14 protein-coding genes and 1 pseudogene are annotated in these 15,083 nt (G+C 67.1%); 4 read left to right on the forward strand and 11 right to left on the reverse strand.

All coding sequences use genetic code 11. From position 1 onward, the window contains the following. The first annotated feature begins 114 nt into the window (after window positions 1–114). Window positions 115–1,554, forward strand: coding sequence for an FAD-dependent monooxygenase (locus VIP82_RS02530; RefSeq protein ID WP_331905718.1), 1,440 nt, complete (start codon window positions 115–117; stop codon window positions 1,552–1,554). Window positions 1,555–1,583: 29 nt separating this feature from the next. Further along, window positions 1,584–1,979 carry a RidA family protein gene (locus VIP82_RS02535; RefSeq protein ID WP_331905719.1) on the forward strand — a complete coding sequence of 132 codons (396 nt, stop codon included), beginning with the start codon at window positions 1,584–1,586 and terminating at the stop codon, window positions 1,977–1,979. 4 nt (window positions 1,980–1,983) lie between these two features. On the opposite strand, the gene VIP82_RS02540 is transcribed toward VIP82_RS02535, so the two are convergent. The 4 genes from VIP82_RS02540 to VIP82_RS02555 form a co-directional block, all read right to left on the reverse strand. Continuing rightward, on the reverse strand, window positions 1,984–2,592 hold the full coding sequence (locus tag VIP82_RS02540; RefSeq protein ID WP_331905720.1) for a TetR/AcrR family transcriptional regulator C-terminal domain-containing protein: 609 nt from the start codon (window positions 2,590–2,592) through the stop codon (window positions 1,984–1,986). Window positions 2,593–3,114: 522 nt separating this feature from the next. After that, window positions 3,115–4,686 carry an amino acid permease gene (locus VIP82_RS02545; protein ID WP_331905721.1) on the reverse strand — a complete coding sequence of 524 codons (1,572 nt, stop codon included), beginning with the start codon at window positions 4,684–4,686 and terminating at the stop codon, window positions 3,115–3,117. A 56-nt stretch (window positions 4,687–4,742) separates the two neighbouring features. Then, window positions 4,743–5,450, reverse strand: a complete 708-nt coding sequence (locus tag VIP82_RS02550) for a FadR/GntR family transcriptional regulator (RefSeq protein ID WP_331905746.1) — start codon at window positions 5,448–5,450, stop codon at window positions 4,743–4,745. 571 nt (window positions 5,451–6,021) lie between these two features. Beyond that, window positions 6,022–6,480, reverse strand: a complete 459-nt coding sequence (locus VIP82_RS02555; protein ID WP_331905722.1) for a MarR family winged helix-turn-helix transcriptional regulator — start codon at window positions 6,478–6,480, stop codon at window positions 6,022–6,024. 117 nt (window positions 6,481–6,597) lie between these two features. Here VIP82_RS02555 and VIP82_RS02560 point away from each other — a divergent pair, with 117 nt between their 5' ends. Further along, window positions 6,598–7,812: an MFS transporter gene (locus tag VIP82_RS02560; RefSeq protein WP_331905723.1), complete on the forward strand. Its 1,215-nt coding sequence runs from the start codon at window positions 6,598–6,600 to the stop codon at window positions 7,810–7,812. 49 nt (window positions 7,813–7,861) lie between these two features. Further along, a pseudogene (locus tag VIP82_RS02565) lies at window positions 7,862–8,143 on the forward strand (aldo/keto reductase); the annotation flags it as partial. A gap of 80 nt (window positions 8,144–8,223) precedes the next feature. On the opposite strand, the gene VIP82_RS02570 reads toward VIP82_RS02565, so the two are convergent. From VIP82_RS02570 to VIP82_RS02600, 7 genes are all read right to left on the reverse strand, one after another. Then, window positions 8,224–8,469, reverse strand: a complete 246-nt coding sequence (locus VIP82_RS02570) for a glutaredoxin family protein (protein ID WP_331905724.1) — start codon at window positions 8,467–8,469, stop codon at window positions 8,224–8,226. Between the two features lie 17 nt (window positions 8,470–8,486). Then, on the reverse strand, window positions 8,487–10,148 hold the full coding sequence (locus tag VIP82_RS02575; RefSeq protein WP_331905725.1) for a dipeptide ABC transporter ATP-binding protein: 1,662 nt from the start codon (window positions 10,146–10,148) through the stop codon (window positions 8,487–8,489). Continuing rightward, window positions 10,145–10,948 carry an ABC transporter permease gene (locus VIP82_RS02580; RefSeq protein WP_331905747.1) on the reverse strand — a complete coding sequence of 268 codons (804 nt, stop codon included), beginning with the start codon at window positions 10,946–10,948 and terminating at the stop codon, window positions 10,145–10,147. The genes VIP82_RS02575 and VIP82_RS02580 overlap by 4 nt, the downstream gene beginning before the upstream one ends. Before the next feature lie 89 nt (window positions 10,949–11,037). After that, the gene (locus tag VIP82_RS02585) at window positions 11,038–11,976 is read right to left on the reverse strand and encodes an ABC transporter permease (protein WP_331905726.1); all 939 of its coding nucleotides are present in this window, start codon (window positions 11,974–11,976) and stop codon (window positions 11,038–11,040) included. 63 nt (window positions 11,977–12,039) lie between these two features. Further along, complete coding sequence (locus VIP82_RS02590) at window positions 12,040–13,716, reverse strand: TIGR04028 family ABC transporter substrate-binding protein (RefSeq protein WP_331905727.1); 1,677 nt, start codon at window positions 13,714–13,716, stop codon at window positions 12,040–12,042. A gap of 55 nt (window positions 13,717–13,771) precedes the next feature. After that, window positions 13,772–14,410, reverse strand: coding sequence for an alkylhydroperoxidase domain protein (locus tag VIP82_RS02595; protein WP_331905728.1), 639 nt, complete (start codon window positions 14,408–14,410; stop codon window positions 13,772–13,774). Continuing rightward, window positions 14,407–15,009 carry a CMD domain protein gene (locus VIP82_RS02600; RefSeq protein WP_331905729.1) on the reverse strand — a complete coding sequence of 201 codons (603 nt, stop codon included), beginning with the start codon at window positions 15,007–15,009 and terminating at the stop codon, window positions 14,407–14,409. The genes VIP82_RS02595 and VIP82_RS02600 overlap by 4 nt, the downstream gene beginning before the upstream one ends. Window positions 15,010–15,083: the final 74 nt, after the last annotated feature.

Raw genomic sequence — 15,083 nt, forward strand, 5'->3', positions numbered from 1 at the left:
GGGCTGGTTTCCGGATGTAACGATCCCGTTGCGCATGTTCGGAAACGCCCCGCCGATGCCTATCTTGATCACTGACCAACTGACTTGGTCAACGATCAAGAAAGCCGGTAAGCAATGCATCCTGTCGTCATCGTGGGCGCGGGACCCGTGGGCCTCTGGCTCGCGGCCGAACTACGCCTGCGCGCCGTTCCTGTCATCGTCCTCGAGCAACGCGAGTCGATCTCGCCGCACTCGAAGGCACTGACCATCCACCCCCGCACGATTGAGATTTTCGCGCAGCGCGGACTTGCCGAGCGTGTCCTCGCCGGCGGCCCGCAAGTACCCACCGGCCACTTCGGCGGACTCGAGCAGCGGCTCGACTTCTCGGCGCTCGACACGGCATTCCCCTTCACCCTCCTGCAGCCCCAGGCGCACACAGAGCAGCTGCTCGAGGACCACGCGCTCTCGCTCGAGGTAGACCTGCGTCGTGGGCATCGCGTCACCGCCATCGACATCCGCGTCGACGGCGTCACGGTGCAGGTCGAGACCGTGGATGACTCCTACGCGATCGAGACCGCCTATCTCGTCGGCTGCGATGGGTCGCGCAGCACGGTGCGAAAGGCCGCAGGCATCGGATTCCCCGGAACATCGGCCACGCTCTACGGCATGCTGGGCGACGTCATCCTGGACGCACCCCCGCAGGGTGTGGTTACCCATTCGGGGCCGACGGGACAACTGATGATCGTGCCGATGGCAGGCGGCATCCACCGCATCGTCGGGATCGACCCGGCGCGAAGCGCGCCGATGGATCACGATCTCACGTTCGAAGAGTTTCGCGAGAGTGTCGTCGCCGTCGTGGGCTCGGACTACGCCATGCACTCGCCGCAGTGGATCTCCCGGTTCGGAAATGCCGCACGACTGGCCGAACGATATCGGCTCGGTCGGGTGCAGCTGGCGGGTGATGCCGCGCACATGCACTTCCCCGCCGGCGGCGTGGGTATGAACGTCGGCATCCAGGATGCGCATGCACTGGGCTGGCGCCTCGCCGACGTTGTAGCGGGCTGGGCAGATGACACGGTCCTCGACGACTACGCGAGCGAGCGTCGCGCAGTCGGCGCCGACCTCTTGCGCCACACTCAGGCGCAGACGGTTCTGCTGGCGGCCTTCCTGCCTGACGCCCGCGAGCTGCGCGGCTTGATGAACGAACTCATCGCCGCCGACCCGCAGCTGTCCCGCCTACTCGCCCAGCGGTTGTCGGGCCTGGCGGTCGCCTATCCGGCCAAGGACGGCGCGCATTCGCTCGTGGGGCACCGCATCATCACCGAAGAGTTGGATGCTGCGACACGCGCCGGCGCCGCGCTCCTGATCGTCTCGAGCGAGATCGGTGCGACGCTGGCCGCCGATGCGGCGGCCGTTGGCATCGTCACGGCGTCGCGCCCCGACGGCCCCGCGGTCCTTGTGCGTCCGGATGGATACGTCGCCTGGGCCGCCGAAAACCCCACCGAGGCGGAGGTCATCGCCGCCGTGCGCTCCTTCCGCACGGCTCCCACGTTCGACGTCGTCGCATCCACCTGAACCGTCCATCCCATCGAATCGAGGAAGACATGAACATCACCCGCATCGAGCCCGACGGCGCTCCGTCGATCCCGCACCTCATCTCGCAGGTCGTCGCGCCGAAGGACGTCGACCTCGTATTCTGCTCGGGCCAGGTCGCCTGGGACGCGAGCCTGGAACTCGTCGGCGATGACCTCGGCGCTCAAACCCGGCAAGTGGCCGCGAACATCGACGTACTTCTGGCCTCCCTCGGCGTCCAGCGATCGGCAATCGTCAAGGAGACGCTGTACATCGTCGACTGGGAGCCGAGCATGCTCTCCGTCGTGTTCGACAACCTCCGTGACGGGACCTCGCCCGTGCCAGCGAGCACCCTGATCGGTGTCGCCGTCCTCGGCATCCCCGGTGCCCTGATCGAGGTTGACGTGGTGATCGCCGTGCCGCGCTGACCGATCAGGCGACGGGCAGTCCAGCCGCGTCGAGAAGCGCATCCATCGCGAAAGTGAACCGCGCGTCGAAGGAGTCGTCGACGAGGGATCCTTCCACCCGCGTCAGCACGGGGAAGGACCCGGCAGCCAACGCGGCTTCCAATCGCTCGCCTGCGGACGGATCCGCGCCCTGCTCCTCCTGCACCGCCCCGAGGATGAGGTACGACATGGACCAGAACGTCCTCGTGGCGGTGACGGGGTCGGCTCCACCATCGAGAAGCGCACCGATCAGCGCCTCGCCGATCGCGAGGGTGTGCTGCTCGATCGCCGATGTGCCCGCCATCAGCCGAGCCCCGTCGCGCCGCGAGAGCAACACGCGCCGATATCGCGCCGCGATCTCGGAGGCACGAGCGCGAGGAGCAGCGGGCAGCCCATCCAGCCGCACATCGGCGAGCATCCGATCGGAGAGCAGCTCGAGCAGGCGCCCCTTCGTCTTAACCTGGAACGAGACGGAGTTCAGGTGGGCGTCCATGCGACGGGCGATCGCCCGCAGGGTCAACCCGTCCAAGCCCTCCTCTGCCAGGAGAGCGGATGCCGTGTCGAGGACCTCCGCAAGATCCCGCCGCCGTGCCATCGGATGCCCCCGTTCATGAGATGGACCACCCGATCTCTGTTGGTCATCGTACAAGGCTGCTTCCCCTCGCGACTCAGATCCCAACAGCCCTCAAGCCCGACGTCATGCACACCTTCTGCTAGTCCCGATGGTTTCTCCGGTTTACTGAGGGTGAGAAGTCGGCCCGCCGTCCTGCAGGCGGGCCAGAGAGGCATCAGCGCCGTTAATGCCGCGGCTGCCCCAGCTCACGATGCCGCTCGGTCATGCCGGCTCCCCGCCTCGTCCACGAGAGCGCCGTCCGGGCATGCTGGCCCCTTGTCACCGGGTACATCTCGCTGCAAGGGCGGGAGTTCCCCATTCACCGTTGGTCGGGCAGACGACGCGATCGTCAGCGAACCGGGCGCATCGTGGGAGCCATTCGACGTTGTCGCGGCAAGTCGGGCACCGGTCGTCGGATGATAGCCCGGGCTGGTTCATCGGACACCTCGACGATCCGGCTGGGCGGTCCGGGGCGAGCTCTCGCTCGCTCGCCCCGGACCCACTTCAGTCCCGGTTTCGGAGCGCCTCCGTCGCGGGGCGTGTCGCAATAACCGGGTGGGCGCCGGTGAACCCCTCCCGTGCACGCGCCGCAGCTTGGATCTTGCCGCGTGCTGCGAACCAGCCGACGATGAGGGCGGGAATCAGTACGACCAGGGACGCGAGCACCCATCTTCCCGTCTCGGAGAAGCCCATTGTGACGAGCACGAATGCGAGGAACGCCAGCGTCAGGTAGGACGTGTATGGCGCTCCGAACAGTCGGAACGCGGGCCGCGTGAGTTTGCCTTCCAACGCCCACTTTCTCAGCTTCATCTGGCAGAGGATGATGGTAGCCCAGCCACCGATGATCCCGAGCGCGGAGATCTCGAGGACGATCTCGAAGGCTTGCGACGGCCAGAGCGCGTTGATGCCGACGCCGAGGAGAGTGATGAGGGCAGTGAGCAGGATGCCGCCGTACGGCACCCCGCTCTTGCTCATCGCCGCCGTGAAGGCGGGCGCTGACCCGTTGACCGACATGGAGCGCAGGATCCGACCGGTGGAATACAAGCCCGCGTTGAGACTGGAGAGCGCCGCAGTGAGGACAACGAAGTTCATCACCGAGCCCGCGATTGCGCCGGTCTCGGGGGATCCGATGTGGGTGAAGAACGTCACGAACGGTGACTGACCGGCCTGGTAGATGTCGAACGGCAGCAGCAGCGACAGCAGCAGGATCGATCCAACGTAGAAGATCGCGATTCTCAGCACGACGGTGTTGATCGCTTTCGGCATCACCTTCTCCGGGTTCGCGGTCTCCCCCGCCGCGGTTCCGACGAGCTCGATTCCGGCATACGCGAACACGACCCCGCTGATCGCGAGAAGTGGCGCGACGAAGCCCATAGGGAACATGCCGCCGTTCTCGGCGATCACCGTGAATCCGGTTGCGCCGACATCGGTCGAACCGTTGAAGACGATGAAGCACGTTCCGACGATCAGGAAGATGACGAGTGCCGCGACCTTGATGAGCGCGAACCAGAACTCCATCTCACCGAACAACTTCACGCTCACGAGGTTCAGCGACAGCACCACGACCAGCGCGACAAGAGCGATCACCCACTGTGGGATCTGCTGCAGCGGTTCCCAATACTGCGCCCAGAACTTCACATACAACGCGGCCGCAGTGACGTCGACAATGGAGGTCATGGCCCAGTTCAGGAAATACAGCCAGCCGGCGCCGAAGGCCAGCTTCTCTCCGTAGAACTCCCGCGCGTAGGAGATGAACGAGCCGGAACTTGGTCGATGCAGCACGAGTTCACCGAGCGCGCGGAGGATGAGGAACGCAAAGAACCCGCACACCGCGTACACGAGGATCAAGGCCGGGCCGCTGGAGGCGAGCCGGCCACCGGCACCCATGAACAGGCCGGTGCCGATCGCACCGCCGATCGCGATCATCTGAATCTGACGGGGGCGGAGTGCCTTGTGGTATCCGGCTTCCTCACTTGAGAAGTCCTGCACCGCCTCGGTGCGATCGCCAGTGAGTTCCCGCTCGTTCTCGAGTGCGTCCTCAAGGTCCAGCTTCTGGACGGGGTTGTTGTCGGTCATGTCAGTTGCCTTTCGGAGGGTGGTGCACAGTGACCACTCGACTCAGGGCGACTCCGTCAGCGCCGTTCGTCGAGCACGGTGAGATCGAGCAGCACCTCCCTCACCTGATCGAGGTGGAAGCTCATGCTGTCCTCCGCCTCCACGACTGAGCCGCGGGCGATCGCGGCAATGATCGCGCGATGCTCACTGTCGGACTGCGTCCGACGGCCCGGGGTGAGGTTGATCACACTGGACTGGTGCGCAAGCGCGAACCGGATGTGATCGAGCACATCTGCAAACACCGGATTGCCGGAGGCCGCTGCGATCGCAGCATGGAGCGCGGAGTCGAACTCCACCCACTTCGCCGCGTCCTGTTCGACTTCCATCCGCTCCTGCAGCTCCTGCAGTTTCCCGATCTGGTCCTCGCTGCGCCGCACCGCTGCGAGCCCCGCCGCCGCGACTTCGATGTGCGGTCGAGCCTCCATCAGGTCCGCTGCCGAGTAGTCGCCGAACTTCAGCTCGCGTGCCGGTTCCCGAGCGGCGACGAACGTGCCTCGTCCAGTGCGAGTGACTGTCATGCCACGGGTCTCGAGCACCCTTAACACCTCCCGGATCACCGCGCGGGACACCCCATACCGCGCGGCGAGAGCCTGCTCCGACGGCAGCCGATCACCGACCTGCACGACTCCGGCAATGATGGCCTCCCGCAGATCCCGCAGCACGTACTCGACCGCACCGACCCGGCCCCCCGGTTGAGCTGTCCAGCTGTCTGACAAGTGATCCATACGAGAATCGTGCCCGCCGGTTGTTTCCCCTGGGTTTCGGCGCGAGAGATGCGCTGTGACAAGTTCCGCGTCGTGTGGTGTGCCGCCCAAACAGAACCCGGCTCCGCAACTTCGTGCGATCTCCGCTGTGAACCCACCTCCGGCCAGCGACGGTGGCCCAAGGCTGCCCCCATCGGTCAGTTGTGCCCAGGATCCGTCCCGCACGATCGCGGCGGCGTTCTCTTCGGCGCCCACGACCATCCGCACCTTCGGAGCCACGGAAGCCGTTCACGCGTGAGCGCGTATGGCGTCTGGTTCACGAACACCGTTCGGCCGTCACAGCCTCGATGGCGGCATCCACTCCCGCCTGACACACGGTGGCAGGCAGAAAGCAGCGACTCGGTACCACAGCTGGCATCACCCGTGCTGGAGGATCATTGAGCGGCTCTGCTACACCCGTCACCGACCCCCTACACGGTCACAAACGTGCGCAGGTGATCCAGGCTCGGACGGCTCACCATGCCCATTTTGCTTCGGGAGCGGACGGGACGCGATCCGAGCACGTCCTCAGGATGACCGCGCCCACTCCCCGTCAGGGTCCGGTGAGCGCGGGAAGCGCGACACCGTGCAGCGCCTCCACGACGGGGGCCAACTCTGGTGTCGTAGCGGCATCCGCCAGCACTCGCTCGAGGGTCTGATCGTGGATCGGCCGTGCCTGCTCGTAGAGCGCCTGACCAGGCGAAGTGAGTTCGGTGTAGATGCCTCGGCGGTCGTCAGCGCACAGCACCCGGGTCAAGAGTCCCCGATCCTCTAGCCGGTTCACCAGCCGCGTCGTCGCGCTCGGACTAAGGGCCGCAGCCCGAGCCAGCTGCTGCATCCGCATGTGCCAGCCGTCCTGACGGTCCAGGGCATCGAGCACCGTGTACTCCACCACCGACAGCTGCACCGCCGTCAGCGCCCGTTCCAGCTCGGCTTCGATCAACCCGTGCAGTGCTGCCAGCGTCCGCCATCCGCGCGCACGGATCTCCACGGCATCATCAGCGATACCCATCGACCACACCTCCCAGAAATACTTGCTTGCGCGGCATACTTGCGTGTGCAATGATAATCCCGCTCATGCAATATCAAGCGCGTGCAACTATCCGTCCAGTGTAACAGGAGACCCCTCATGCCTCTAGGACTGATCGCCCTCGCCCTCGGCGCGTTCGGCATCGGACTTACCGAGTTCGTCATCATGGGCCTACTGCCCGAGGTCGCCGCCGACTTCGGCGTCTCTGAGGCCGCTGCCGGGTGGCTGATCTCCGGATATGCCCTCAGCGTCGTCGTCGGCGCCCTTGTGCTCACGGCTGCGACTACGCAGCTGCCACGAAAGCCGGTGCTGCTCAGCCTGATCGTGCTGTTCATCCTCGGTAACGTCGTCACCGCACTCGCGGGCGACTACGGCGTCGCGATGATCGGGCGCATCATCGCCGCACTCAGCCACGGCGCCTTCTTCGGCATCGGCTCCGTCGTCGCCGCGAGCCTGGTCGCCCCCGAGAAGAAGGCCGGCGCGATCGCCATCATGTTCACCGGTCTCACCGCCGCGAACGTGTTCGGCGTCCCGTTCGGCACCTTCCTCGGCCAGAACTTCGGATGGCGTTCGACCTTCTGGGTCATCTCCGCGATCGGCGTACTCGCGCTCATCGGCATCGCCGCACTCGTCCCGAAGCTGCACAGCCCCGAAGAGAAGGTCAGCCTCCGCAGGGAGCTCGCCGCGTTCCGCTCCGGCCAGGTGTGGCTGTCCCTCATCGTCACCATCCTCGGCTTCGGCGGGATGTTCGGCGCATTCACCTACATCGCGTACACCCTCACCGAGGTCAGCGGGTTCGCCACCGGCGCCGTCCCGTGGCTGCTCGTACTCTTCGGCGCCGGGCTCGTCATCGGCAACTGGCTGGGCGGCCGCTTCGCCGACCGCTCCATCGATGGCACGCTGCTGGTCTTCATCGGCGCTCTCGTCGTGATCCTGGCGCTCTTCGCCACCTTCGCGGCCTCCGGCATCGCCACGATCATCGGACTGTTCCTCATGGGCGGATTCGGCTTCGGCACCGTTCCCGGCCTTCAGGCCCGCACCATGAACTACGCCGGCCAAGCACCCACGCTCGCCTCCGGCGCGAACATCGGCGCGTTCAACGTCGGCAACGCTCTCGGCGCATGGGCCGGCGGCCTCGGCATCGCCGCGGGCTTCGGCTACACCTCGCCGATATGGATCGGCGCGATCATCACCGCCGCGGCCTTCCTCGTGATGGCCTTCGCCGCCGCGAGCGCCCGCCGCAACACTACTCACCAGCCCGCCGCCGACGCCGCGGGCGCTGACGCGCAGCGGGACGCCGTTACCGCGAACTGACCTCTGCCCTCGGCAGTCGACTCCGTCCCACCGACGAAAGGCAACCCCGATGACAACCGCACCCACCATCCCCACGATCACGTTGAACAACGGCGTCACGATCCCGCAACTGGGCTTCGGAGTCTTCCAAATCCCCGACGATCAGACCAGCACCGCGGTCGCCGCTGCTCTTGAGGCGGGCTACCGCAGCATCGACACCGCAGCGATCTACGGAAACGAAGCGGGCGTGGGCCGCGCCATCGCCACATCCGGCCTCGCCCGTGACGAGCTGTTCCTCACCTCGAAGGTGCGGTCCGCACCCCGCGGAGTTCAGCGGCTGAGGCGCAGCCTCGGCTGCGACGCCGTGCGGCGGCGAGGGCACGCCCTCAGCACCCAGACCGGGCGATGATCCGGGGTGGCGGCTCGGATGTTTCAGACCGCCAACGCGTCGGCGAGCTCGTGGTGCGACGGCTCCACGAGGACCTCCCCGTTCGGGAGGACGACGACCGGAATCCTACGACTCCCCGAAATGGCCGCGGCGACGCCGGCCGCGGCCGAGTCGTCTTCGATGTCGATGTCCGTGAAGGGCACACCGGCTCGGGTCAGCTGCTGACGCGCACGCGTGCAGTCGCTGCACCACTTGGTGCCGTACACGGTAATGGTCCCCTCGGCGCTCATGGCATCCTTCCTGGTGGTCACGCGACCGTGACCGCGTGTCCGGGGATCGCCTCGAGGAGGGCGATCGTGTAGGGGTCGGCGGGGTCGGCGAAGATGTCCTCGGTCACGCCGGACTCGATGAGCACCCCGCGGCGCAGCACCGTGACGGTCTGGGCGACCTGGCGCACGACGGCGAGATCGTGCGAGATGAACAGATAGGTGGTACCGAACTGTTGCTGGATGCCGGCGAGCAGGTCCAGGATGCCCGCCTGGACGGTGACGTCGAGCGCCGACACCGCCTCGTCGAGCACCATCACCGTGGGATCCAGCACAAGCGCGCGTGCGATCGCCACCCGCTGTCGCTGACCGCCCGATAGCTCTCGCGCGCGGCGGTTCGCGACTGCCGCGGGGAGAGCCACGCACTCCAGCGCCTCGCGCGCGCGCTGCGCCCGCTCGGCACGCGAACCGATGCCGTAGTTGCGCAGCGGCTCCTCGACGATGGAGCGAATGGATTGTCGCGGGTCAAGGCTCGAGAAGGGGTTCTGATAGACCATCTGCAAACGCCGCCGCGCCTCGCGCAAAGCTGCTCCGCGCAGGGATGAGATGTCGGTTTCTCCGACTGTCACGTGCCCGGACGTCGCCCGCTCGAAGCCCATGACCATGCGGGCGATCGTCGACTTGCCCGAACCGGACTCGCCGACCAGGGCATGGGTCATGCCACGCCGGACATCGAAGCTCACATCGTCGACCGCACGCAACGGGCCGCGACGGCCAGGCACGGCAAACTCCTTCACGACGTTGCGGACCGAGATCAGGGCGTCCGCGTGCGCCGGCTCCGCCAGCTGTCGATGCACCTCATCGCTCGAACGCACCGCCTCAGCCAATGCCGGGGCATCATCCACGAGCTGGCGGGTGTAGGCGGCCGTCGGAGCGGCAAGAACGGATGCTGTCCGCCCCTGCTCCTGGACTTGCCCGGCCTTCATCACCAGCACCTCCGAGGTGCGATCGGCGGCCACCGCGAGGTCGTGCGTGACGAGCATGACCGACGTGCCGTCCTCGCGGCGCAGCTCGTCGATGAGGTCGAGGATGGTCTTCTGCACGGTCACGTCCAGCGCGCTCGTGGCCTCGTCTGCCACGATGAGCGCGGGACGGAGCGCGATCGCGCTCGCGATGAGGACGCGCTGCTTCATCCCGCCGCTGAGCTGGTGGGGGTACTGTCGTGCGCGCACCTCTGGATCCGGGATGTCGACGCGCTCGAGCAGCTCGAGGACGCGTCGCCGGATCGTCGGCCCATCGCCGGCCCGGTGGATGCGCATGGCCTCCGACAGACTGTCGCCGATGCGCTTGACGGGGTTCAGCGAATTGTGCGGATCTTGCGGGACGAGGGCGACATGCCGGCCGTGGAACGCCCGCCACTGGCGCTGATTCCACGACGTGACATCCTGACCGCCGAGCGCGATCGAGCCTTCGACCACTCGCCCGTTGGACGCAAGCAGCCCGATGACCGCCTGCGCCGTCGTCGTCTTGCCCGAGCCCGACTCTCCCACGAGGGCAAGGGTCTCGCCCCGCGCAAGGCGGAACGACACGTCGCGCACCGCTGTGGACTCATCGCCCCGCAATCGGTAGGCGATGGACAGGTTCTCGACCTGCACGGCCGGTGCGGCGTCATCCCATCGTGGTCCGATTGAACGTGTGGTCATCGGGAGTTCCTCTCGGAGATGGCGGAAGACAGGCGGTTGGCTGACAGCACGACGAGCACCACGATCGCCCCAGGGATCGTCGTCAGCCACCACGCTGTCGCCACATAATCGCGCCCCTCGGCGATCATGAGACCCCACTCTGGCGTCGGCGGTGGTGCGCCGTAGCCGAGGAAGCCGAGGGCCGAGATCGCGAGGATCGCGGTACCGAACTGCAGCGCCGCCATCGCGAACACCGGCGCGAGCGAGTTCGGAAGGATGTGGCGGAACAGTACCGTCCTGAAGGTGCCCCCGCTGGCGTAGGCGGCCTCGACGAAGTCGGCGGTGCGGACGCGGATTACTTCGCCGCGGACGAGTCTCGCGAAGGCCGCGACGCTGGTGATGGCGACGGCGACGGCGATCTGGAGCAGGCCGAAACCGAGAAGGATGATGATGCTGAGCGACAGCAGCAGCCCGGGGATCGACAGCAGAACGTCGACCAGTCGCATCAGCGTCGTGTCCAGCCATCGCGGGCCGGCGCCAGAGAGGAGCCCGATGAGGGTTCCCACCACCATGCCCAGGGTGACGGCGCACAGGGCGCTGAAGAGCGTGTAGCCGGCACCATGGACAACGCGGGTGTACACGTCGCGTCCCGTCGGGTCGGTACCGAAGACGTGGGCAGCCGATGGCGGCTGGAGCGCCTGGGAGAGGCTTCCCGCCGCCGGGTCGCCCGGCGCGAACGCATGGGGCGCGAGGGCCCAGCTGAGCGCCACCAGCAACGTGAGCAGCGCCGCCGCCAGCGCGAGCATGCCAGGCGAGCGCATCTCGCGGGTGAAACGGCTGGCCCGCCTCGTCCTGGCTCGGACCCCCAGCGGCGCGATCGGGGTGGCCGACCCCATGAGCATCTTCTCGGTCACCGGCGTGCTCCCTTCGTGGACAGACGCGGGTCGAGGAGCGGGTAGGAGAGATCGACGATCAGATTGATGACCACGAAGACAGTCGCCGAGATCACGACGACCGCCTGCAGCACGGGTGCGTCCTGGGCCGCGACGGCCTGCTCCGTCACCCGTCCGATCCCGGCGCGGCCGAACACCGTCTCAGTGATCACGGCACCCCCGATGAGTTCGCCGAACAGCAGGCCGGCCATGGTGAGCGCGGGGAGCACGGCATTGCGGGGGACGTTGCGCGTGATCACCCACCAATCCGATGCGCCGCGCGACCGCACGACTTCGATGAACGGCTGCGCCCGGACGTCGTCGATGGCCCGGATCAGCACCTGCGCGATCGGCGCCGAGATCGGCACCGCCAGGGCGAGAACCGGCAGGATCAGACCCTCGATAGGGTCCGGGTTGATGATCGATACCCAGCCGAGACGGAACGAGAACACCTGCACCAGCACGATGCCCAGCCAGAACACGGGGATCGAGATGAACAGGGACGGCAGCGAGCGCAGCAACCGGCTCAGACCCGGGAACCCGGGCAGCTGCGTCAGGCCTGCCAGCACGATCGCGAGGATCGTGGCGACGATGAAGGCCGTCGCAGCGAGCACGAGCGTGCTGGGCAGCGCGGCGCCGATGATCGTGCTGACCGCCGTCCCCGACTGCACCGAGTAGCCGAAGTCGCCACGAAGGAAGCCGCCGAGCGTCTGCAGATACTGCTGCCACAGCGGGGTGTCGGCGCCGAGCGATTCCCGCAGCCGGGCGACCTCTTCAGGACCGAGACCCGCCTCCGGGCTCTCGAACCGGATCACCAGCGCATCGCCGGGGAGCGCCTGCAGCAGGATGAACGACGCGGTGAACGCGATCGCGAGGACAATCACGGCCTGTCCGAGTCGATGTGCGACGTATCTCATGATGTTCCCTTCCGAGGCATCGACCTCCGTGCGGGGGCCCGGTGAACCCCCGCACGAAGCGGGTCAATCGGCGAGGTACAGCTGGGAAAACAGCGGGCGGGCGACCGCTTCGTAGGTCATTCCGTGGACCGCGTCCGCGATCCCATAGGTCTGCGGCTCCTCGAAGAACGGGAGCACGTAGGCGTTCTCGGCGAGGTAGACCTGCGCGGCCTGGCTCGCCGCGACGCGCGCCGCGGGATCGGGCTCGCTGGCGACGTCCTGCAGCAGCGCATCCAGCTGGGGGTCGGCAATAGTGCCGTCGGCCGGGTTGCGGTTGAGCAGGATGTTGCGGTTGCGCGAGAAGTACATGCTCTTGATCACGTCAAGGTCGGCCCTGCCCACCATCGAGTGCGCGCCCTGCGCGCGGCTGGCGTCCTGCAGTGCCACCGCGTAGTCGCCGGAGGTGGCGCGCAGGATGTTCATCTCTATACCGACCTCAGCCAACTGCTGGGCGACGGAAGTGAGCAAATCGAACGAGCGCGGTTGCGCCAAAGCTTCGGCGGTCGTGAACGACAGCCGTGCGCCGTCCTTCTCGCGGATGCCGTCTGAACCCTCGGTCCACCCGGCCTCCTCGAGCAGCTCGACAGCGCGGTCCGGGTCGAAGCTGAAGTAATCCGACGTGTCGAGGTACCCGAGGGCGGTGCTCGAGAGCACCGAGGTCGCGAGCGGATAGTTGTCGGTGAAGAGGCTGTCGATCAGCCCCGGGCGGTCGACCGCGGCAATGATCGCCTGGCGCACCCGGAGGTCGTCGATGGGCCCAGCCATGAATCGAAGATTCAGTGCGTTGTTCACGCCGTTCGTCTGCGGGCCGTCGACGGTGAATCCGGGCGCATGAGCAACCTGCGCCTCGTCCTGCGGTTCGATCTTGCGAGCGACCTGCCCCTGTCCCGACAGCAGTGAGCCGACGCGCACGCTGCTTTCCGGGGTGATCACGATCTGGACCTCGTCCACGTACGGCCGGCCCTGGTTCTCGAAGTCCGGTGGCGCCCAGGCGTAGTCTTCGCGCGCCTGCAGGGTGACCGAGGTCCCGAGCTCCTCGCTTGCAATGACGAAGGGTCCCGATCCGATGATCTCGGTGCCCGAGCCCGCCGCGAAGCCTTCGAAGTCACGGTCCAGCGTCTCGGACGACATGATCCCGGACGTGATCGTCGACGTCGCCTGGAGGAACCCCGGCGACGGCGCGGAGAAGTGGAACCTCACCGTGTTCTCGTCGACCACCTCGCTGCTCTCGTAGTTGTTGACGGCTTCGGAGACAGGAAGCGCGCGTTCGGGGTCGCCGAGTCCGTACAGATCGAAGTTCTTCGCGACGATCGCCGCGTCCAGCGCGGACCCATCCGAGAAGGTCACGTCGTCGCGCAGCGTAAACGTGTACTCGGTGGCGTCGTCGTTCACCTCCCACTCTGTGGCCAGCCAGGGCTCAAACTCGAGCGTCTCGGGATCCTGCCACACGAGCCGGTCCGTGATGTTGTTGACCAGCGCTCCGTTCGGATAGAAACCCGCCGCAGGGGTGTAAAGGCTCGCGTACGCGTCAGGCTCGAGGTAGATCAGCGTGCCGCCGGACTGCGGGTCGCCGGACGACGCAGCGCCTTCGGAGCCACCGGCGCAGGCGGACAGCAGGACTGCTGTGCTCAGGACGGCGGCGACGGCGGCAAGCGGCCGTCGCGCGCGTCGCCCGAGGGGACGGTCGGAAGAAGATGCCATGGGGTTCTCGCTTCTGGGGTTCGGGTGAGGGGTGGGTGGTGTTGGCACGGACGGGTCAGGCGCGCCGCCGACGCGGGATCGTCGGTTCGCCGAGGGAGAGCATGAGACGGTTGGCCCAATTGAAGAAGGCTGCCCCCGCGATGACGTCGGCGATATCGAGGTCGGTGAGTCCGAGCGCGTGCAGCCGGTCGATGTGAGCGGCCGAGAACTCCGACGGCGTGACCGTGAGTGCCCGTGCCGTCTCGATAAGAGCGTCCCAACGCTCGTCGACGGCCGCGGACGTGCCGTGGTCCAGGAGTTCCTGGACGTCGGCCTCTCGACCGGAGAGCCGGGTCGCGGCGCTGGCATGGACCGACGCGCAGAACACGCAGCCGTTCACCCGAGACGCCGCGGCGGCGGACAGTTCGCGCTCGGCGAACGGAAGCCCGCCGTCGGGGTTCTGGAAGATGTCGAAGTCGGTCAGCGTGCGAGCGGCGAGGATCTCGGGCTCGCGGGCCAGCAGCGCGAAGTAAGGCATCTTGGCGCGGTCGCGCTCCACCACCCCCGCCCAGTGCCGGTCCTCGAACTCTTCCACCGGCAGCGGGGCAAGCCAGGGAGTCCAGCCGAGACCGTCCTGGGTGAACCGGTCCGGCCCCTCCAGGTCGACGGTGGACAGCACGTGCTCTTCCTGCAGGTCATCGAGATCGGTGGTCATTTCGACTCCATCGAGGTGCGCAGCACGGCGAGGCCGGTCGCGTAGCGGATCTGGAACGAGAGAAAGGCGACCAGCTGCGACGCGCACACCAGGTCGGTCGTGGTCCACCCCTCGTCGAGGAGCATCTGCAGCGCTTCCGCGCTCGCCTCGCGGGGCCGGAAGACCAACAGGTGCACGTGCTCGATGAGCGCGCTGAGTTCGTCGCCGACGACGGCGCGGGGAGCGTCCGGCACGACGAAGTGGAGTCCCTCGACCGATTCACCGGCGAGGCCCGCTTCGCGGTACACGCCGTAGGGCCCCGACGTGGTGCCGGCCGCGGAGATCTCGCGAAGTGCCGCGATCATGTCGGGAGAGGGTTCGGCCCGCGAGAACTCCGACTCGTAGTGCGTCGACAGGGGCGTCTCGCCGTGCCACCGTGAGATGACGACGGCCAGAGCCAGGCGCTCCGCGACGGAGAGGCCATTGCCCACGGCCGGGCTGAAGATCGCATCGTAACTGCGCTGCGCGTTGGCGCGCGTGTCGGTGCGGGCGCCGCGGATGGTATCGAGCCGATCGCCGGCCGCCACGCCGAGCGCGTGATCAAGAACATCGATGGACATCGGGAAAGCTCCATTCGGACTGGTCGCCGTCTCGGGAGTGCACGGTCTCCGGAGTAGTTGACGTGCGTTCGGAC

Origin of the sequence: Microbacterium sp. (genome assembly GCF_036566905.1) — a bacterium.
In the GTDB taxonomy this organism is placed as follows: domain Bacteria; phylum Actinomycetota; class Actinomycetes; order Actinomycetales; family Microbacteriaceae; genus Microbacterium.

Coding starts and splice junctions, on each gene's coding strand:
- VIP82_RS02585 (WP_331905726.1), bottom strand. CDS start 11,976: ATGAGATACGTCGCACATCGACTCGGACAGGCCGTGATTGTCCTCGCG.
- VIP82_RS02590 (WP_331905727.1), bottom strand. CDS start 13,716: ATGGCATCTTCTTCCGACCGTCCCCTCGGGCGACGCGCGCGACGGCCG.
- VIP82_RS02535 (WP_331905719.1), top strand. CDS start 1,584: ATGAACATCACCCGCATCGAGCCCGACGGCGCTCCGTCGATCCCGCAC.
- VIP82_RS02595 (WP_331905728.1), bottom strand. CDS start 14,410: ATGACCACCGATCTCGATGACCTGCAGGAAGAGCACGTGCTGTCCACC.
- VIP82_RS02545 (WP_331905721.1), bottom strand. CDS start 4,686: ATGACCGACAACAACCCCGTCCAGAAGCTGGACCTTGAGGACGCACTC.
- VIP82_RS02580 (WP_331905747.1), bottom strand. CDS start 10,948: ATGCGCTCGCCTGGCATGCTCGCGCTGGCGGCGGCGCTGCTCACGTTG.
- VIP82_RS02530 (WP_331905718.1), top strand. CDS start 115: ATGCATCCTGTCGTCATCGTGGGCGCGGGACCCGTGGGCCTCTGGCTC.
- VIP82_RS02570 (WP_331905724.1), bottom strand. CDS start 8,469: ATGAGCGCCGAGGGGACCATTACCGTGTACGGCACCAAGTGGTGCAGC.
- VIP82_RS02575 (WP_331905725.1), bottom strand. CDS start 10,148: ATGACCACACGTTCAATCGGACCACGATGGGATGACGCCGCACCGGCC.
- VIP82_RS02550 (WP_331905746.1), bottom strand. CDS start 5,450: ATGGATCACTTGTCAGACAGCTGGACAGCTCAACCGGGGGGCCGGGTC.
- VIP82_RS02555 (WP_331905722.1), bottom strand. CDS start 6,480: ATGGGTATCGCTGATGATGCCGTGGAGATCCGTGCGCGCGGATGGCGG.
- VIP82_RS02540 (WP_331905720.1), bottom strand. CDS start 2,592: ATGGCACGGCGGCGGGATCTTGCGGAGGTCCTCGACACGGCATCCGCT.
- VIP82_RS02560 (WP_331905723.1), top strand. CDS start 6,598: ATGCCTCTAGGACTGATCGCCCTCGCCCTCGGCGCGTTCGGCATCGGA.
- VIP82_RS02600 (WP_331905729.1), bottom strand. CDS start 15,009: ATGTCCATCGATGTTCTTGATCACGCGCTCGGCGTGGCGGCCGGCGAT.